Origin of the sequence: Flavivirga spongiicola, from assembly GCF_030540825.1 — a bacterium.
Classification (GTDB): Bacteria; Bacteroidota; Bacteroidia; order Flavobacteriales; family Flavobacteriaceae; genus Flavivirga; species Flavivirga spongiicola.
This window is the reverse complement of record NZ_JAUOEO010000002.1, coordinates 89,922-109,591: the sequence shown is the minus strand read 5'-3', so window position 1 is coordinate 109,591 and position 19,670 is coordinate 89,922. Positions and strand designations below refer to the sequence as shown.

Sequence of the window (19,670 nt, the reverse complement as noted above, 5' to 3'; positions counted from 1 at the left end):
GAGTGCTGCAACACTTACCCTTTTATTTTTGAATGTTTAATCTTATAATGTTGTTCTGTATTGAATAGGTTATAGGCGATGACACCTCAAATAAATCTAATATTTGTTTGATATCTAAATTATCAAACTCGCCTTTATATTTATAATCAAGTATTTTGTTAGATGTTACATCAAACTTTAAATCATAAGTCCTTTCAAGGTCTTTAATAACTTGTCGCATGGGGGTATCATTGTAGATTAGTTTCCCTTCCTTCCATGAAGTAAAGTTTTTAACATCTACTTTTTCTACAATCATTTTGTCCTCTTTTTTTATATAAGTAGCCTTTTGTGAAGGTGACAACTCCACTACCGTATTTTTATTTTCTTCAATAACTTTTACTTTTCCAGTTACTAATGTGGTTTCTACATTTTTATCTTCAGAGTAGGATTTAACGTTAAAAGAAGTTCCTAACACTTTAATTTTCATGCCATCCTCTGTCGTAACTATAAAAGGTTTTTCTGTATTTTTTGTAACCTCAAAAAAGGCTTCTCCTTTTATTGCCACCTCTCTAGTATTTCCACTAAAGTGCTTTGGGTAAGACAAGACACTGTTGGCGTTTAAGGTTATTTTTGTACTGTCTTCTAAAATGATTTCTTTTTTTTCGGCTTTTTGTGTCGTTATTAATACTAATGAATTACTAGGAATTGTACTAATACTATTCTTTACAACTACATGCCAAGTTAAGATAGACGACGTTAATATCACTGCTAAAAGAGCTGCATATCTGTAAAACTTTTTAAAAGTTGTCTTTTTGCTTTTTCTTAAACTTGCGGCAACATGCTTAGCTTTAAGGATTTCATATTGCTCCCTTCTTTTGGGGTTATTAAACAACCAATCAATGACTTCTTTTTCCTCTTCAGGAGAAAGCTGTCCCTTAATAAGTTTTAATACCTTTTTATTACTCATACATATTACCTTATATATATAATACGTATAATAATTAAAGTATCCCCTAGTCCTATTTTAAAAAGAAATTATAAAAAAGGTAAATAATCTCTTAAAGAGATTCGTAAATGCTTGATTGCCTTTGAAATATGATTCTCTACGGTTTTTGTAGATATATTAAGTTCTGATGAAATTTGCTTATGTTTTAACCCTTCAAATCTACTTTTCATAAAGACAAGGCGGCATTTTTCAGGTAGTAACTGTACGCTTTCATCAATTATTGCTATAAGCTCATTCTCAATTATTGTAGAAGCCGTATTATTGGTTAAAGCATGAAAATTTAATAAGTTTTTTTGTTGAAGAGAGTTTGTTTCTAATGCCAGTGCATGTCTTTTACTTCGTAAAAAATCGAGACATGTATTTCTTGTCACTCTAAACAAATAACCTGTAACATTTTTATTCATATCAATTTGGTCCATATTATTCCAAATTTTCATAAAAACGTCTTGTAATACTTCTTCTGCATCCTCATTTGTAGGCATATATTGCTTTACAATTTGGAATAATAAGGAGTAATGCAAATCGTATAATAAATCAAACAAATCTTTTGTCTTTGTTTGATTTATAGGGATCGTTTTGTTTTGTTTCGTTTTGATAAAATGGTTAATTAATTGGTGCAATTTAAAAAAGTTTTACACATTTACTAATGATTAGTAGCTTTTTTTAATATTATGCTAAACAATGTAGTTCTAATATGACAAAGCAATACTTGCCTGAAAAACAAGATTGTTCTTTTGGCTCATTAAAAAGTTTAATTACCCGTAATTAATCATAAAGTATTCGTCATCATGAACTTGATTGGTATTACAGGTTTATAAATTTTTATAATGATGATTTCTTTCTATTAATTTTCAATAAACTTTAGTAGTTTTAACGAATAAAATAATTTCGCTGAAACGAAACTATACTTGAAGCAGAAGCATAAAGGTATTTCGCCCGTTTCATACCCAATCAAGTTGAGCACAAGCTTTGACCTTTTTGGTCAAAAACCGAAACTATGTTATTTAGATTCCCGATTTCACGGGAATGACAATTTCAATGGAAACTCCGACGCTAAGCACCGGAGAATTTTTTTCGATTAAATAAAACCTATTTATGCTGTTACAAGATCAGAAACATTTATTTGATATTCCCCTGGAAATCACCTATTTAAATATAGCAAGTCAATCGCCTTCTTTTAAAGCCATTTATCAAGCTGGCTTAGAAGGTTTAAAACAAAAAAGTCTTCCTTATACAATTAAAACTCTAGATTATTTTGAACCTGTTTCTGAGCTTAAAAAATTATTCGCACAACTTATAGAAGTAGCCGATTATAACCGTATAGCTACCATGCCTTCGGTCTCTTATGGCATTGCAACAGTAGCCAATAATATTAAACTAAAATCTGGAGATGAAATTCTAATTATAGCTGAGCAATTTCCAAGCAATGTATATTCATGGCAAAAACTAGCAGAAAAATATAACGCTACGCTAAAAACGGTAAGCATTCCAGAGTCAAAAACCAATCGTGCAAAATCATGGAATGAATCCATTTTAAATGCTATAAATAGTAAAACTGCTGTAGTTGCCATGGGCAATATACATTGGTCAAATGGAACATTATTTGATTTAAAGTCTATTCGAGAAAAAACTAAATCACAAAATGCGCTTTTAATTATAGATGGATCTCAATCTGTAGGAGCCTTACCTTTCTCTGTAAGAGAGATTCAACCAGATGCACTTATTTGTGCTGGTTACAAATGGCTTTTTGGACCTTACGGTTGTGCTTATGCTTATTATGGGGATTATTTTGATAACGGCTCACCCTTAGAAGAAAATTGGGCAAATAGGTTGCATAGTGAGAATTTTGCAAGATTAACTAATTATGAGCCTCAATACAAACCTTTGGCAAGTCGATATTCTGTAGGTGAAAGTGGAAACTTTATTTATGTAAAGATGCAAATTGCAGCTTTAAAGCAAATTTTAGAATGGACGCCAAAAGCCATACAAAACTATTGTGAATCTATTTCCTTTGAAGCAATTGAAAAACTAGATAAACTAGGTTGCTATATTGAAAACTCAAACCATAGAACACATCATTTGTTCGGAATTGAATTACCAAATGGGTTAGACCTTCAAGCATTACAAAAAGATTTATTAAGCAAAAATATTTTTGTGTCGTTTAGAGGAAATTTTATTAGAATTTCTTGTCATCTATTTAATACGTCTAAAGATTTTGAACCTCTTGTTGATTGTTTATCTATACACTTAAAAAAAATCCAAGAATGGACGAATACATAGATATAGTCACCAAAGAAGGAAGGCCTACTGGAGAATCCGAATTAAAATCTATTATTCATCAAAAAGGCTATTATCACAATACGGCTCATATTTGGCTTTATACTATAAAAGGTACCATTTTATTGTCTCAACGTTCTGCAAAAAAAATGGTTTGTCCATTGATGTGGGATGTATCTGTTGCTGGTCATGTAGATACAGGAGAAACTATAAAACAAGCAGCCATAAGAGAAACCAGAGAAGAAATTGGGTTATCAATTTCTGAAAATGATTTAAAAGAAATAGGTGTTTTTAAATGCTTTCAAACCTATGAAAATGGTATTATAGATAACGAATTCCATAACACATTTATTTGTGAGTTGAAAGTTCCGATTTCAAAATTATCTCCTCAGGAGGAAGAAGTTAAGGCACTTAAATTAGTTTCTTTTTCAAATTTTAAAGCGCTCATTAAAAATATTGGGAACAACGATAATCACTTTTCCCCTTCTAACAAATCATACTACGAGTTGGTATTACAAAACATCATTGAAACTATAAATTAACCTCTATTTAAGCATCTTTATAAAATGAACCTACTTCTTCTAGCCATGGCTCCTGTATTCATAATTATTCTATATATCTATTTTAAAGATAAATATGAAAAAGAACCCAAACGCTTGCTTTTTTACAACTTTCTTTTAGGTGCTATAGTAAGTGTAGTCATTACAACTATTTTATATTATGTATTTGATATTGTCTTGCCCCTTCCTAACAATACAAGTATTTTTCAACAATTTATTAAAGCCTTTTTTGTTGTTGGTTTAACCGAAGAGTTTAGTAAATACATCATTGTTCGCTATTATGCCCAAACACATAAAGAATTCAACGAACCATTTGATGGTATAGCCTATGCTGTTATGGTATCTATGGGTTTTGCTGCCACCGAAAATATTTTTTATGTACTAGAGGGAGGTTATCAAACAGCTTTATTAAGAGCTTTTACTGCGGTTCCTGCACATGCTACATTTGGAATCCTAATGGGCTTTTATATGGGTAAAGCAAAATTTTCAAAGAATAGAATTAGTTTAAACCTTGTTGGTTTACTATCCGCTACTATATTTCATGGGGCTTACGATTTTTTCTTATTTATAGATTTTGTACCGGGTATATGGATAGGTGCATTTATATCACTTTTTATTGGGATCTTTCTTGCTCGAAAAGCTATCATACGTCATCAACAAAATTCTAATTTTAATGTTTCATAAGTTCTTTTGAAACATGATTTATCTCATAAATTAGGTTATATTTTTTTGATATTTTTAACGACCTCAATAGCTATACTAAGCTTTATAAAACAAAATTTGGTGTATAAAATTCATATATTTACTACTAATTAATTCAAGACACTGATGAGTAAAACTTTCAAAACCTCCGTAAATAATACTTTTGATTTTGAAATTAATAATAGTGATATTTCAAATCTTGACGCGTTACAAATTTCAGAATCAAAATTTCATATTCTTGAGCAAAACAAATCGTATAAAGCTGAGATTACACGAGCCGATTTCAATAAAAAATCATATAAAGTAAAGGTTAATGGTAATACATATGAAATTAATATTTCAAATAATTTAGACATTTTAATAAAAGAAATGGGGTTTGCTATTGGGTCTTCAAAACATATAGATTCTGTTAAAGCACCAATGCCTGGGCTTATTTTAGAAATAAATGTAAAGACAAATCAGGAAGTGAAGGAAGATGACCCTCTTTTTATTCTTGAAGCTATGAAAATGGAAAATATTATTACTTCTCCATGTAATGGAATTATTAAATCTATTTCTGTAAATAAAGGAGATGCCGTAGAGAAAAATCAACTAATAATTGAGTTCGACGCATAATGCGTATTTATAAAGTGCGTTTTCAAAAATATGAAAGCATAAATTTTTTATACACACGATTACATTATACAATGTGTATTCATGGCTTAATTTATTTATTATGAAAAAAATACTAGTAGCAAATAGAGGTGAAATTGCCATAAGAGTTATGAAAACTGCTCAAAAAATGGGCATAAAAACAGTAGCTGTCTATTCTACAGCTGATAGAAATGCTCCTCACGTAAAATTTGCAGATGAAGCCGTATATATTGGAGAAGCGCCATCTAATCAATCTTACCTTAGAGGCGATAAAATTATTGAGGTTGCTAAACAACTTAGTGTAGATGGTATACATCCTGGGTATGGTTTTTTAAGTGAAAATGCCGGTTTTGCAGAATTATGCGAACAAAATAGCATCATTTTTATTGGTCCAAGATCTAAGGCTATTAAAATTATGGGGAGTAAATTAGCTGCAAAAGAAGCTGTTAAGCATTATAATATCCCTATGGTTCCTGGAATTGATGAAGCGATAACAGATGTTGTCAAGGCTAAAGCTATTGCTAAAGAAATAGGGTTTCCTATACTTATTAAAGCATCAGCTGGTGGTGGTGGAAAAGGCATGCGGATTGTAGAAAAAGAAAGCGATTTAGAATCTCAAATGAATCGAGCTATTAGCGAAGCGACTTCTGCTTTTGGTGACGGTTCTGTTTTTATTGAGAAGTACGTGACTTCTCCACGTCATATAGAAATTCAAGTGATGGCAGATAGTCATGGAAATATATTACATTTTTTTGAACGTGAATGTAGTATCCAACGTCGTCATCAAAAAGTAGTTGAAGAAGCACCCTCATCAGTTTTAACTCCAGAATTAAGAGAAAAAATGGGAGAAGCAGCTATTAAAGTTGCTAAATCTTGTGATTATTTAGGTGCTGGAACTGTCGAGTTTTTATTAGATGCAGAACATAACTTCTATTTCTTAGAAATGAATACCAGATTACAAGTAGAGCATCCCGTTTCAGAATTAATTTCTGGTGTTGATTTGGTAGAGCTTCAAATACTTGTGGCCCGTGGTGAAGTTCTTCCATTAAAACAAGGTGATTTAGAAATTAATGGACATGCGCTAGAATTACGTGTTTATGCTGAGGATCCATTAAATGATTTTTTACCAAGTGTTGGACATTTAGATGTTTATAAACTTCCTTCAGGTAATGGCATTCGCGTCGATAATGGTTTTGAAGAAAATATGGATATTCCCATTTATTACGACCCGATGCTTTCTAAATTGATTACTTATGGAAAAACAAGAGATGAAGCCATCCAACTTATGATAAAAGCTATTGATAATTATCATGTTGAAGGTGTTCAAACGACCCTTCCTTTTGGAAAATATGTTTGTGAACATGAGGCATTCCGTTCTGGAAATTTCGACACCCATTTTGTTAAAAATTACTACTCACCAGAAGCACTAAAAGAAGAAACAGAGAAAGAAGCAAAAATTGCTGCTTTAATTGCTGTAAAACAATATATAGAAGATCAAAAATTACTAAGAACACCTAATAATGGTTATTCCGCATTCCCTTACTAAGTATTATCGAAGAACAAAATATATTTTGTTTTGAAGATAGCAAGTAAATCTTGCCGAAGTATGATGTGGAACTCCACAAATAACAAATAGATTCTGCGCGTAGCGCAGTATAACAAAGCACTAACCTATGGATTCAAAAATAAACAAACTAAACGAACGCATTGCTTTAGCCCATTTAGGTGGCGGCCAAAAACGCATTGATAAACAACACGAAAAAAAGAAACTCACAGCAAGAGAACGTGTTAATTATTTCATGGATGAAGGTTCTTTTGAAGAGATTGGTGTTCTAGTCACTCATAGAACTACAGATTTTGGTATGGAAAATGACATCTATTTTGGTGATGGTGTTATTACTGGCTATGGAACTGTAAATGGTAGATTAGTATATGTGTATGCACAAGACTTTACCGTTTTTGGGGGGGCTTTATCAGAAACCCATGCTGAAAAAATATGCAAAATCATGGATCTAGCTGTTAAGGTTGGAGCTCCAATCATTGGACTAAACGATTCTGGTGGGGCACGTATTCAAGAAGGAGTTCGGTCTCTTGGCGGCTATGCAGATATATTTTATAGAAATGTACAAACCTCTGGAGTAATACCCCAAATTTCTGCTATTATGGGGCCCTGTGCCGGTGGAGCGGTCTACTCCCCTGCTATGACCGATTTTACCATAATGGTAGAAAACACAAGCTATATGTTTGTAACGGGTCCAAACGTTGTTAAAACGGTTACCAATGAAGAAGTAACTAGCGAAGAATTGGGTGGTGCCCATACGCATGCTTCTAAATCTGGTGTCGCACATAAAACCTCCGCTAATGATATTGAGTGTTTAGAAGATATAAAAAAACTATTGAGTTACTTGCCTCAAAACAATACTGAAACACCTAAAAAATTGAATTTTGAGTTGAAAGATGAAGTAAGAGACCATTTATCAGCTATTGTACCAGACAATCCTAATAAACCTTATGATATGCATGCCGTTATTGCTGGTATCATTGATGATGACTCTTTTTATGAAATCCATAAAGACTATGCTGAAAATATTATTGTTGGTTTTGCAAGACTTGGCGGGCGAAGTATTGGTATTGTTGCCAACCAACCTATGTTTTTGGCAGGTGTACTAGGCGTAAAAAGCTCAAAAAAAGCGGCACGTTTTACACGGTTTTGTGATTGTTTTAATATCCCGCTGCTGGTACTTGTTGACGTCCCTGGCTTTTTACCAGGAACCGACCAAGAATGGAATGGCATTATTGTTAATGGAGCAAAATTATTATATGCCTTGAGTGAAGCGACCGTACCTCGAGTAACTGTTATTACAAGAAAAGCCTATGGGGGTGCTTACGATGTTATGAATTCTAAACACATCGGAGCTGATTTAAATTATGCGTGGCCTGGGGCAGAAATTGCCGTTATGGGAGCAAAAGGTGCTAGTGAAATTATTTTTAAGCGAGAAATTGCTGCTGCTGATGATCCTGCTGAAAAATTGGCAGAGAAAGAAGCCGAATATGCAGATAAATTTGCCAACCCATATAGAGCGGCAAGACGCGGCTTTATTGATGAAGTTATTTTGCCTGAAAACACACGAAGAAAACTTATTAAAGCTTTTGCCATGTTAGAAGACAAGCATGTTGATACTCCTAAAAGGAAACACGGAAACATACCTTTATAACTAAAAAAGGTCTAAAAAGTAAAGTAATACATTTTGTCATCCTATGTTTGTAAAAGGGTATTTATTAATAAATAACTATAGAATATTATTAATAAAAAAGGAGTCTGTAACAGACTCCTTTTTACTATCCAACCAAATAAACTTTATAAGTAAACTATATCTTTACAGATATAAGTTAGTTTATTTGAAATAAATCCCACAACTTTTTTTGTTTTAAATACCAAAATACGATCTACCTTTTTCATTATAAATCATAATTTCTGCTAACCTATAAAAAACAAGTTTAAGTAGGTAATAATAAACGGCAGATTAATGTTGATTAATAGCTCTACAAATATCACAAACTACCCTAATAATAAAGAATAAACAACTACTCATTTTCTACTCAAAATATGTGAAACGAATATTTTTTTGTTTTTTTTAATTTAGAATTACTAAAAATATAAAAAGCTTAATTCAGTATTTCTTCTGAGTTTTCTGAACATCTAAAAGTATCATTAAGATGTTCTACCAATGTTGTTTTTTCTTTATCAATATGAATCTTTTTAGTAATACGATAACGTTTACTTTCAACTGCTCTTACCGATGTATTTAAGAAGACCGCAATTTCTTTATTCTTAAAACCAACATGCAGGTAATAACAAATAATAATTTCTGAATTATTTAATTGCGGGTACATTTTATTTATTTTTTGGAAAAAATTAACGTTCAGATCATTAACCAAATCTAAATGACTTTCACTTTTATCTAAAATTGTTGAAGAATTAAGGTGTAAGGCTTTATATAGTTCTTTAATTTTTTCACGTTGTGTAGGGAGCTCTCCTATTGTTGATATTTTCTTTACTTCTTTTTTTAAGTTATATATATAGTCTTCTAAGCCTTGAACTTTTACAACCAATTTTTCATTATTAGATTTTAAATATGATAAATTATTTCTTGTTTGATCACTTAAAATGATTGTTTTTAGCCTTTGCTTTCTATAAATGTACATATATATAAAGCTTGAAACCGTTAAAATAAGCAACAAAACAACGACCAATATACCATTGAAATACTTTTCATCACTGACAGCTTTTAATTCAAATTCCGTTTTAACAAGATCGTTATTTATTTGAAAACTAGTTTTCATGATCCTCTCATACATTTTGTTTTCAAAAATTGCTAAAGAATCCATATAAGCTTTTGCCATTTCTATATTGCCGGAAAATCTATAAGAATCAGCATATAGTTTTAAATAATCTTCTTCAACATCCTCCGTCATAAAATCTCTACTCTTAGATGATTTTGATAGATAATGAAATGTAGAATCCATTTGCTTTTTTTCAAAATAAAACTCAGCAAAAGACACATCTATAATGGATTCAAAAGATGCGTAGTTATATGAAACTATAGTAGGGTTATCCTTTAAAGCTTTAAAGGCATCAAAATGAGTATAAGCCGAGTCTAAATTTTTAGAAGTTAAATAATTAGACGCTAACATACTCGTTGCAAACATATAAAAATATGCATCATCTTTGGCTTTTTTATATGTATCTAAATTTTCTAATAACAGACTATTACATGCTTTATGTTCTCCATCAAGAAATTTAGCATACGCATAGGTTAGATCAACCTCAAAATCACCGTAGGCATAATCGGATAATTCATAATACGTTCTGGCTTTTTTTAAATACTCATAAGCTGTAGTATCTTTTTTAACATAATAAAGGCTATAAAATAATTCCAAACTAGCTTCTCCTGCAATCTTGTAGTTCTCCACTTCCAAGGCATGCTTCAGTGCTAAAACACAACTTTGATATGATTTTATTTCATCGTTATTCTCGTCATAAATCAAAGATTTTATAACATAATAATTGGGAAGCCCTTCAGTAATGTAATCATTAACTGGCTGTGGAATAGAGTCTAAAAAAGCAATTGCTTTTTCTGTGCTGATATCTATATATACATCGGCAGAATCGACAAATCGCTCATAGTCACTTGAACTTTGACCATAACAAAAAGCGCTAAAAAACAATAGAGCTATACTAATACAAAATAGCTTGCTTTCTAATCGAAATTTGCGTTTTATCAAAATTTTATTCTAGAATTTGTCTCTTTGTAAAAATATGTAATTATTTTTAATTTTGGTTGAATATTACAAATTCATTACACAGGAAAACCCTCACAAATAGTAGCTTTCCATGGTCATTTTAATTTGGAAACAAACTTTTATCTAATCCCGGAACAATACGTAATGCATTTTTGTAATAGACTTTTTTTAACACATCATCAGGTAAATCCATGCCATACATAGGCCAAAAGGCATGATATTTTTTATGGTATGGAAAGTATTCATCTTTACTCTCTAAAACTCTAAAATAAGTTGGAAACTCATTGGGTTTCCAGCTATCCTTTCCAAACAAAATACGGTCTTGGTATTTTATAAAGAATTCTTTAGCAAATCGAGGTTGTCTACCTAATTCTGCTATAATAGCGGCAATTCCAACATTCATATTTGGTATAGCATCCAATAACGCGCCTAATTTACCTAGATTATTAGCATACCATCCCATATGAGCATTAATGAATATGGTTTTAGGATGATTTTTAAACATATTATGTTGCTCCGCAATAATTTGCTCCCATGGTGCTGGGTTCGTAGCGCTTCGTTTTCTACGTGGATGCGTTTTTAACTCCAACCAACGCTCATTGTCTCCATCAAAATCATCCCAAAAAGACTTTGGATCTGCAGCATGAATAAGCACCGGTATCCCTAACTCCCCACATTTAGCCCAAATAGGATTTAGTCTAGCATCATTAATAGCCACTCTTTCTCCATGAACATCTTTATCTCTTAATCCTAAACCCTTGTAGACTTTTAAACCACGTGCTCCATTTTTAACATCGCGTTCTAGTTGATTTACTGTTTCTTCAATCCACCCTTTTTTTCCAACATTCCCATTAAAACTAATATTTGCAAATACCACAAAACGATTGGGATAATGATCATTAATGTTCTGAACGGACTTCTTCAAATTATCACCCGAGCGTCCACTTAAATTAACCATAATACTCATATTCAGAGTATCCATAGCCTTTACTACGGGTGTTAAATCTTGATTTGCCATTCTATATTGATGGCCATGCACATCAATAAAAGGAAATTTTGCACGATTTATAATATGCCCTGGAACAACCAATGTTGATTTAGGGTTATAATCTTCGAATGATATATCTTGAGCAGTTATACAACATGAAAAGAGAAAAGCAAATGAAATGAAGGCGATTTTTTTAGTATGCATATATTAATGGTTTGATTCCCCATAAAAATATATATCTTACCTTATCCAAACTAGTACTTTATGATGGGTTTAACTAAAAACACGTCCATAATAATCTAAATCCACGATCTCCCCCTTGGTCGTTTTATAATCTTTTTTTATCGTTCCTTCTAATATGAAACCATTTTTCTTAGCTACAGCTATGCTACCTATGTTGCGGCTATTAGATCGACATAATAATTTTTTAAATCGATATACTTCAGAAAGATGTTCTATAACGTTTCTTAAAGACTTTGAAATGACGCCTTGTCCTTCATAATTAACATCAATAAAATAACCTATTTCTGCTTTTGGAATATTCCAATCTATATTTTTAACATCAATTAAACCTATAAAAGTATCTGTTTTCAAATCACTTATGATAAAAGGGAAATAGCTTTTATTTAGTATCTTCTGTTCAATCTCACGACAATAGCTTATCGTATCATGAAGCGTTTTAGTTTTAGAAACTGTACCTGCAAAAAAATCTTCTAAACGACTTCTATTATTATCAATGAGATAAAAAAACCTTTCACTTTCACCCGTATCTAATAAAGTAATTTTAAAATTTCTAAAGGTCTTATTCATTATTTAGCATTGATAATTTTAGCATTGTACATAAATGATTCTTTCCAACGTTCAAAACGTTTATCAAACGCTGTTGAAAAAATTAAGTACTGACATTTGCCTATACTTTCCGGTGTTCTTGTTACCTCTGCAAAGTGATGGCCTCTAAACAGAAACTCAGCATCTTCAACAATACACATTTGTAGTTTGTTCAAATTTATACCATTTAAGAAAAATATTTTGTTTAAACGCTTTGGGGTTGCAATGACAATATCTGTTCCAGTGTATATTTCATCGCGCTGTATATCAATATCATGTTCTTCATAAGCACAATAAACTCTTAAATCTGTACCTCTTTTAAACAAATTGAATTCTAACTCTAATGCTAGCGCTGCCTGCTTATCTTTAACAAAAATCAAAGCACGGGGTGCATCCTCAAATGCCGATTTTAATCTCTGAACAACGCTTATGACCATACTGGTTGTTTTACCAGAATCTTTAGGAGCAATAGCAAATAAACTAGTGCCTCCTTTTATTTTCGATAAGATCTGTTTTTGAAATGCTAATGGTTCATCAAAACCTTTATGCGTAATAGTATCTTTTAAAGGAGGAATGAGCTTTTTAAATGGCATAGTTTTTCTTTATACGAGAACAAAGATAGTATTAAACCCAGATTAAGTATTAGAAAATCTATTACAACTTAAAACTACTGCAAACTATAGCGCTTCACTACTTTTTTATAGTTTTAACCTTCATAACGAAGTTCTAATACTTAACCCGGGTTAAATGTCACTAAGAAATGGGTGAAAATAAAAGAGGCTGTCTAAAAAATCTTTATAATTTGATTTGTCAGGTTGAGCCTGTCGAAACCGATATTGATTATCAGTAGTTAAAAATATTTCGACAAGCTCAATATGACATCGAACTTACTTTTTAGACAGCCTCTTTCTTGCTATTAATACCAATCTATATTAAAATTCTAAATCTGTTACTAAATCGAATTCATCATAAATAGCTTTATCTTTTAAGTTTTCAAAAAAACTTGTTGATTTATACTCTATACCAAACTTTGTTCTATCAATTTTTAAAGAAGCAGTTGCTTTACTTCCATAAACAGAAATAGTAAACGTAACAGGATTTGTCTTACCTTTTATAGTTAAATCCCCTGTAACTTCATAAGTGTTTTTTCCAGTAGACTTAACTTTAACAAACACTAATTTTGCTGTTGGATATGCTGCAACATCAAAGAAATCACCAGATTTTAAATGACCATCCAACTTTCCTTTATACTCTCCTTGCATGTCTGTAGTATTTATAGAAGTCATGTCTATAACAAACTCGCCTCCTGTTAATTTATCTCCTTCAAAGTTTAAAAACCCTGATTTTATTGCAATAGTTCCTTCATGAGACCCAGTTACCTTATAACCTTTCCATACCACTTTACTTTTATCTGTTTTTATCTCCTTTTTGTTTTTATCTATTGCTGTAAAAGACAATGTAAATAATGTTACTATTGTTAATACTACTAAATTTTTAACTGTGTTTTTCATTTTGTTATTTTTAATTGTTTTTGATTTAATTTATGATCCGTAATAAAATTTTTCTTTAATTATTTTTCCATCTTTCCAATCTTGTACTGCAACTTGTGTATAATTTTTTATACCCCAATCTTTATGCGTATAGTCAAAATGCCATTCTACCATAGTTGTATTTTCTCCTACAGTAACTTTTATTGGCTGAGCAGCTCTAAATTCAGTGATCGATGCAAAAAATTCTTCTTCTCTTTTGCGGTTTGCTACTTTACCTATAACTTCTGGATTATCATTTTCTTGCATAATAACGTCATCATGATAAAATTCATCAAAAGCTTCTAATGCTTTTCCTTGAAGAATCATATCGTTTATTGTACTAATATTTTCAATTAATGTATTCATAATTTATTGCTTTAATTATTATGATACAAAGGTCTTAAACATCATTCAAGTAGAAAATAAGATAGTTTATGAAATCATGTTAATCTAGTTTAACTTTTATTGTTCCTGTATAAGTTCACTCTTAATTTTACTCAAAAATTCCTTGGTAATGCCTAAATAAGAAGCAATCATGTATTGAGGAATCCGTTGTTCTATTTTGGGGTATTGATTTCTAAAGTAAACATATCTGTCTTTTGCTGATAGGCTAAAACTTCTAACTATACGTTTTTGTGAAGCTATAAATGCGTTTTGTATAATTTGCCTGAAAAAGCGTTCTAATTTTGGAATTACTGCATATAAACCTTCAATAATATCATAAGAAAACATAATCAACTCTGTATGTTCCAGACATTGTACATTATAATCAGCCGGATTTTGTGTAATAAAGCTTCCCATATCTGCAGTCCACCAATCTTCAATAGAAAACATGAGGATATGTTCCTGTCCTTCATTATCCACATGAAATGTTTTTGTACAGCCTGATAGTACAAAACTTTCATATTTACAAACATCTCCTTGTTGAACAATAAACTGACCTTTTAAATATTTTCTATAAGTTACTTTAGAAAGAAGTATAGCTTCCTCTTCTTCTGTTAAAGAAACATATCTGTTAATATAGTCTAATAGTGCTTGACCTTTTTCTTTAATCATATTACGAGTCTATTAAACGCTTATGGTAATTTATTTGTCCTAAATGATAAGATAAATGAGTCGTTAAATGAACCAAAAAATATTCAGTACTCATAGGTTCCTTAAAAACGACCATTGGATATTGTTTTTCTAAATCTTCAGCTGATAATTTTACCAAGACACTTTCAACTAATTGAATGGTATCATCTATTTGCTGTAACAATTCTGTTTTTAATACATTTTTAAGCGAAAACTCAAGATCTCTTTGTCTTATGTATCCTGATCCGCCAAGTATGGTCCCTATAAAATGATTGAGATTACCAACAATATGCAAACATAAATTGCCTGCTGAATTCGTGATTTCTTTATCAAGAAGCCATAAATTTTCTTCGCTCTTGTAAGCATCTATTTCAATTTTAAGTTTATTAAGATCTCTAGTAAAAATTTTAATTAAAGTTTTAGTAAGCATATTTTATTGATGTTTTAGCCTAATAAATAAGTGATGGGTAATTCAATTGTTTTTGTATTCAAAAAACACAGTTAACCTTATCGAACTCATCTAATATGTTCTCTCTAATTTACAGAAATAAGATTAATATCAAAAATAAGAACAGCCCCTCCAGGAATACTTCCTCTTCCAGAATTACCATAAGCTAAATGAGATGGTATTAAAAGTTTACCGCTTCCTCCTTCTTTAAAATATGTAATCCCTTCTGTCCAACCTGCTATAACTTGTTGTAAACCAAATGAGATACCTTCTCCATCACTTTGATCAAAAACAGTTCCGTTGGTAAAGTACCCTTTATAGGCTACTGTAACATTAGATGTTGAGTTAGGCTGCTCCCCCGTACCTTCATCATCAATCACATAATAAAGTCCCGTTGCACTTTTTTCTGCGGCCAAATTGTTTTTAGCAATATAATCGGTAATTTCTTTATCATTTAAAGCAACATAATCTTTTTCATCATCACTGCTACAAGAAACAAAAAGAGATAAAACCAAAGAAAACATAATGTATTTCATAATTCATTTTTTTGATGTAAATATAGCAAACACCTTTACTCTACAAATCATAAAAAATCATAAAAATTGTGAATATTGTAACACTAGAATTTAAGCTTGACAACTTTATATAAACTACTTTTGCCAAATGCAAAACCCAAATAATAAATTCCAATTAGAATTTGTAGCATTAATGGCATCACTTATGTCTATTGTTGCCTTATCGATAGATGCATTATTGCCTGCACTTCCAGAAATTGGAAGTTCTTTAGGCATTACCAATGTAAATGATAACCAGTTGTTAATTACTATGATTTTTTTAGGATTAGGATTTGGTCAGCTTATTTTTGGTCCTTTATCAGATAGCTTTGGCAGAAAACCAATTGTATATATAGGCTTTGTAGTATTTATAATTGCCAGTATTATTTGTGTGACTACCAAAAGTTTTGAAATGATGATTATTGGTCGCATACTTCAAGGTATCGGATTATCTTCTCCAAGAACTTTAAGCATCGCAATTGTAAGAGATTCATATAGTGGCGATTATATGGCTAAAATCTTATCTATTGTTGTGATGGTTTTTATTTTAGTTCCCGTAATCGCTCCCACATTAGGGCAGTTTTTGCTCAATTTTTATAATTGGGAGTCCATTTTTTATGTAAACTTAATTTATGGTCTTTTAGTCATGCTTTGGTTTTGGAAACGGCAACCCGAAACCTTACAAAAAGAAAAACGTATAAAATTCACATCACATCAATTTATTGATGGTGCTAAGGAGTTTATCAAATACAAAGATGCTGTTGCTTTCACGCTTATTTCTGGGTTTATAACAGGGTCATTTATGGTCTACTTAAGTACCTCTCAACAAATTTTTCAAGAGCAATATAACTTAGCAGATATGTTCCCTTATATTTTTGCAAGTTTGGCTATATCTATTGGGCTGGCAACCTATCTAAACAGCGTTTTTGTTATAAAATATGGTATGTGGCGTATTGCATATTTGGCGACCATAGCATATGCTGTTATTTCTGTTTTGTATGTTGTTTTATTCTGGTCTGGCGACAATCCGGGTATTGGTATTTTAATCAGTTTTTTTGCTATACAGTTCTTTGCTGTTGGCTTTATTTTTGGGAATATAAGGGCTTTAGCGATGCAACCACTGGGTCATATAGCAGGTATAGGCGCAGCTATTAATGGTTTTGTGTCTACAGTCATGGCTGTTCCTATAGCCAATTATATTGGTAGTTTTGTTAACGATTCTGTATTACCGCTATTTATTGGTTTTTCAATTTTTGGCGTATTGTCTCTTTTAACTTTTTTACTTTTAAAAAGAAAAAAAACACTATCAACTGTTTAATCCTTTATAAGTAACGTTCTTTTATAACGTTAATGTGCCAAATAGAATGTCCTAAAATGGTAAATGCTGCTGCTCTTCCGGACATATCTGAACCATTTGCATTGCCTATGAATTTTAAATCATCGTCATTTAAACTTTTTAGCAATACAATAAAACTTTGGCGCACTGCTTTAAACTCTTCTACAAGAGATTCTAAACTTTTGTTGTTCGCCTGAGATGGTTCAATGTAATCATCTTGTTCAAACCCCGAAATACCAGTTTTATCATGTCTGGAAAAACGAAAACAACGGTGTTGAAAAATTCTCTCAGTATCAATGAGATGCTGAAAAACTTCTTTTACATTCCATTTTCCTTCCGCATACCTGTAATTTAGTTTATCCGAAGGAATAGATTCAAAGAATTGTAAAACCATATCTGAATCTTTTTTAAAACCATCTATCAGTGTAGTTTCTTTAGAAACTAAACTAAGATATCTGTTATAATAGATGTTGTATTCGGTCGTTTTTAAATCTGATGTATTCATTTTATTTTTTATTAAATCTTAGCTTGATACGTATATAAATCATAATATCGACCGTTTAAAACAATCAACTCATCATGAGTACCGCGTTCCACAATACGCCCGGCTTCAATGACTAGAATTTGATCTGCTTTTCTAATAGTACTTAATCGGTGTGCTATAACAATAGTCGTTCTGTTTTTAATTAACTCCCCTAAACTCTTTTGTATCAAAGCTTCGCTCTCGGTGTCTAAACTAGATGTTGCTTCATCTAAAATAATAATTTTTGGATCAGCTAAAATAGCACGTGCAATGGCCAATCGTTGTCGCTGGCCTCCAGATAACTTTACGCCTCTTTCACCAATTAAGGTTTCTAAACCATCATCGAAACGATCCGTAAATTCGTTTACATATGCTGCTTTTACTGCACCTTGTAATTCAGACTCTGTGGCATCAGGTCTTGGAAACATGATATTCTCTTTAATAGTGCCTTCAAATAAAAACTCATCTTGTAAAACCACACCTAAATACTGACGGTAGGTATTCAACCTTACCTTAGATAAATCTTGATTATCTATAGTTACTTTACCAGATTTCGGATTTAAAAACGTAGCAGACAAACCTGCTATGGTTGATTTACCCGACCCAGAACTACCAACTAAAGCCGTTGTTGAACCTGCAGGAGCTTTAAAATTAATATGATGTAATACTTCTTTACCTTCCTCATAAGAAAATGATACATCATCAAAAATAATCTCTCCCTTTATAGCTTCCAGTTGAATGGTCCTCTCCTTATTATCTTCTTCGGCAGTCATATTCATAAGCTCCTCTGTTCTATCTAAACCTGCTAAAGCTTCAGTTAGCTGACTTCCAATGTTACTCATTTGTACTATAGGCGCAATCATAAATCCTAAAATGAGCGTAAAGAATAAAAATTCCCCGGTTGTCATGTCACTTTGTATCATATAATAACCTCCTATTGCCATAATCCCTGTGGTAGCAACACCTATCAAAAAGGTTGAAGAACTAGTCATTAAAGCAGTAGCCGTTAAACTCTTTTTTACATTCTGAAATAATTTATCAACCCCTTTTTCAAAAACCTTGTTTTCTTGTCCTTCTGCATTAAAGGCTTTAATCACCCGAACACCAGCCAAAGTTTCGGTTAATCTCCCTTTAACTTCTGCATTTATGACACCTCGTTTTCTAAAAATGGGACGAATATATTTAAAAGCTCTAAGCGCGATATATCCGAATATAGAAAGTGGTACAAACACAAAAAGTGTCATCCATGGATTCAGTTTTATTAAAATGATCAAAGACACAATGGCTGTAAAGGTGCCACCTACTAACTGCACCAAACCTGTGCCAATAAGATTTCGAACCCCTTCAACATCACTCATAATACGTGATACTAAAGCTCCCGATTTGGTATTATCGAAAAAACTAATAGGCAATGAAAGCACTTTTTTCTGTACTTGCGCGCGTAATTCACTAATTAAATATTGTGCTTGCACACTCAATATACGTGTGAGTAAAAATGACGTAAGTGATTGTATCAAAATAGCACCTAAAACTATAACTATTAAATTATATAAAAGACTGAAATCTTTACTTGGTACGACCTCATCTAACAATACTTTACTTTGCCATGGCAGGACTAAACCTGCTAAACTTCTAATAACTATTAAAACTAAACCTATAAATACCAAATTACGACGTGGCCATATAATGGTTTTAAAGGCTTGCGCCATAGTCACTTTATTTTTGGCTTTTGTTTTTGGAGTGTTCTTGAGGTGTTGCATCAAAATGATTTTAATCAATAATACCTATTTGAGTGTAAAATATGGTATAAGATAGATTGCTAAATTAACTAATCTTTATCATGATTCATATTAATAAGATCTAATCCTTAAAAGCGTTTATATAACTAATAGGTTTATTATATTAGTACGCTTATAAAAGATATATACA

The 19,670-nt window shown here is 31.6% G+C and carries 20 protein-coding genes; 7 read left to right on the top strand and 13 right to left on the bottom strand.

The genetic code is table 11. The features are described from left to right. Positions 1 to 22: 22 nt before the first annotated feature. Positions 23 to 946 carry a FecR family protein gene (locus Q4Q47_RS20495; RefSeq protein WP_303308600.1) on the bottom strand — a complete coding sequence of 308 codons (924 nt, stop codon included), beginning with the start codon at positions 944 to 946 and terminating at the stop codon, positions 23 to 25. A gap of 68 nt (positions 947 to 1,014) precedes the next feature. Next, a complete protein-coding gene (locus Q4Q47_RS20490) occupies positions 1,015 to 1,605 on the bottom strand; it encodes an RNA polymerase sigma-70 factor (protein ID WP_303308599.1) in 591 nt (196 codons plus the stop codon). 475 nt (positions 1,606 to 2,080) lie between these two features. On the opposite strand from Q4Q47_RS20490, the gene Q4Q47_RS20485 reads away from it, so the two are divergent. The 6 genes from Q4Q47_RS20485 to Q4Q47_RS20460 all read left to right on the top strand — a co-directional run bounded on the left by Q4Q47_RS20485 (position 2,081) and on the right by Q4Q47_RS20460 (position 8,372). Next, a complete protein-coding gene (locus Q4Q47_RS20485) occupies positions 2,081 to 3,265 on the top strand; it encodes an aminotransferase class V-fold PLP-dependent enzyme (RefSeq protein WP_303308598.1) in 1,185 nt (394 codons plus the stop codon). Beyond that, positions 3,250 to 3,804 (top strand): NUDIX hydrolase, encoded by a 555-nt coding sequence (locus Q4Q47_RS20480; RefSeq protein ID WP_303308597.1) that lies wholly within the window; start codon positions 3,250 to 3,252, stop codon positions 3,802 to 3,804. The genes Q4Q47_RS20485 and Q4Q47_RS20480 overlap by 16 nt, the downstream gene beginning before the upstream one ends. Positions 3,805 to 3,828: 24 nt before the next feature. Continuing rightward, the gene (locus tag Q4Q47_RS20475; RefSeq protein WP_303308596.1) at positions 3,829 to 4,506 is read left to right on the top strand and encodes a PrsW family intramembrane metalloprotease; all 678 of its coding nucleotides are present in this window, start codon (positions 3,829 to 3,831) and stop codon (positions 4,504 to 4,506) included. A 144-nt stretch (positions 4,507 to 4,650) separates the two neighbouring features. Further along, the gene (locus Q4Q47_RS20470; RefSeq protein WP_303308595.1) at positions 4,651 to 5,139 is read left to right on the top strand and encodes an acetyl-CoA carboxylase biotin carboxyl carrier protein subunit; all 489 of its coding nucleotides are present in this window, start codon (positions 4,651 to 4,653) and stop codon (positions 5,137 to 5,139) included. A 100-nt stretch (positions 5,140 to 5,239) separates the two neighbouring features. Further along, positions 5,240 to 6,703: an acetyl-CoA carboxylase biotin carboxylase subunit gene (locus Q4Q47_RS20465; protein ID WP_303308594.1), complete on the top strand. Its 1,464-nt coding sequence runs from the start codon at positions 5,240 to 5,242 to the stop codon at positions 6,701 to 6,703. Between the two features lie 127 nt (positions 6,704 to 6,830). Next, on the top strand, positions 6,831 to 8,372 hold the full coding sequence (locus Q4Q47_RS20460; RefSeq protein ID WP_303308593.1) for an acyl-CoA carboxylase subunit beta: 1,542 nt from the start codon (positions 6,831 to 6,833) through the stop codon (positions 8,370 to 8,372). Between the two features lie 451 nt (positions 8,373 to 8,823). Here Q4Q47_RS20460 and Q4Q47_RS20455 read toward each other — a convergent pair whose 3' ends face one another. The 9 genes from Q4Q47_RS20455 to Q4Q47_RS20415 all read right to left on the bottom strand — a co-directional run bounded on the left by Q4Q47_RS20455 (position 8,824) and on the right by Q4Q47_RS20415 (position 15,864). After that, on the bottom strand, positions 8,824 to 10,443 hold the full coding sequence (locus Q4Q47_RS20455) for a helix-turn-helix transcriptional regulator (RefSeq protein ID WP_303308592.1): 1,620 nt from the start codon (positions 10,441 to 10,443) through the stop codon (positions 8,824 to 8,826). A gap of 118 nt (positions 10,444 to 10,561) precedes the next feature. Next, on the bottom strand, positions 10,562 to 11,653 hold the full coding sequence (locus Q4Q47_RS20450) for an amidohydrolase family protein (protein WP_303308591.1): 1,092 nt from the start codon (positions 11,651 to 11,653) through the stop codon (positions 10,562 to 10,564). Positions 11,654 to 11,722: 69 nt separating this feature from the next. Beyond that, positions 11,723 to 12,259 (bottom strand): GNAT family N-acetyltransferase, encoded by a 537-nt coding sequence (locus Q4Q47_RS20445; RefSeq protein ID WP_303308590.1) that lies wholly within the window; start codon positions 12,257 to 12,259, stop codon positions 11,723 to 11,725. Further along, the gene (locus Q4Q47_RS20440; RefSeq protein WP_303308589.1) at positions 12,259 to 12,870 is read right to left on the bottom strand and encodes a DEAD/DEAH box helicase; all 612 of its coding nucleotides are present in this window, start codon (positions 12,868 to 12,870) and stop codon (positions 12,259 to 12,261) included. Before Q4Q47_RS20440 ends, Q4Q47_RS20445 begins: the two co-directional genes overlap by 1 nt. Before the next feature lie 339 nt (positions 12,871 to 13,209). Then, positions 13,210 to 13,788: a YceI family protein gene (locus Q4Q47_RS20435; protein WP_303308588.1), complete on the bottom strand. Its 579-nt coding sequence runs from the start codon at positions 13,786 to 13,788 to the stop codon at positions 13,210 to 13,212. Positions 13,789 to 13,818: 30 nt separating this feature from the next. Then, a complete protein-coding gene (locus Q4Q47_RS20430; protein WP_303308587.1) occupies positions 13,819 to 14,172 on the bottom strand; it encodes a nuclear transport factor 2 family protein in 354 nt (117 codons plus the stop codon). 96 nt (positions 14,173 to 14,268) lie between these two features. Then, a complete protein-coding gene (locus Q4Q47_RS20425) occupies positions 14,269 to 14,862 on the bottom strand; it encodes a Crp/Fnr family transcriptional regulator (protein WP_303308586.1) in 594 nt (197 codons plus the stop codon). A gap of 1 nt (position 14,863) precedes the next feature. Then, complete coding sequence (locus Q4Q47_RS20420; protein WP_303308585.1) at positions 14,864 to 15,310, bottom strand: DinB family protein; 447 nt, start codon at positions 15,308 to 15,310, stop codon at positions 14,864 to 14,866. A gap of 104 nt (positions 15,311 to 15,414) precedes the next feature. Then, positions 15,415 to 15,864, bottom strand: a complete 450-nt coding sequence (locus tag Q4Q47_RS20415) for an FKBP-type peptidyl-prolyl cis-trans isomerase (RefSeq protein ID WP_303308584.1) — start codon at positions 15,862 to 15,864, stop codon at positions 15,415 to 15,417. A gap of 127 nt (positions 15,865 to 15,991) precedes the next feature. Here Q4Q47_RS20415 and Q4Q47_RS20410 point away from each other — a divergent pair, with 127 nt between their 5' ends. Continuing rightward, positions 15,992 to 17,200, top strand: coding sequence for a multidrug effflux MFS transporter (locus Q4Q47_RS20410; protein ID WP_303308583.1), 1,209 nt, complete (start codon positions 15,992 to 15,994; stop codon positions 17,198 to 17,200). Between the two features lie 4 nt (positions 17,201 to 17,204). Here the strand turns inward: Q4Q47_RS20410 and Q4Q47_RS20405 are convergent, their stop codons facing one another. Both Q4Q47_RS20405 and Q4Q47_RS20400 read right to left on the bottom strand, forming a co-directional pair. Continuing rightward, positions 17,205 to 17,723, bottom strand: a complete 519-nt coding sequence (locus tag Q4Q47_RS20405) for a DinB family protein (protein WP_303308582.1) — start codon at positions 17,721 to 17,723, stop codon at positions 17,205 to 17,207. A gap of 11 nt (positions 17,724 to 17,734) precedes the next feature. Further along, positions 17,735 to 19,501, bottom strand: a complete 1,767-nt coding sequence (locus Q4Q47_RS20400; protein ID WP_303308581.1) for an ABC transporter ATP-binding protein — start codon at positions 19,499 to 19,501, stop codon at positions 17,735 to 17,737. Between the last annotated feature and the right edge of the window lie 169 nt (positions 19,502 to 19,670).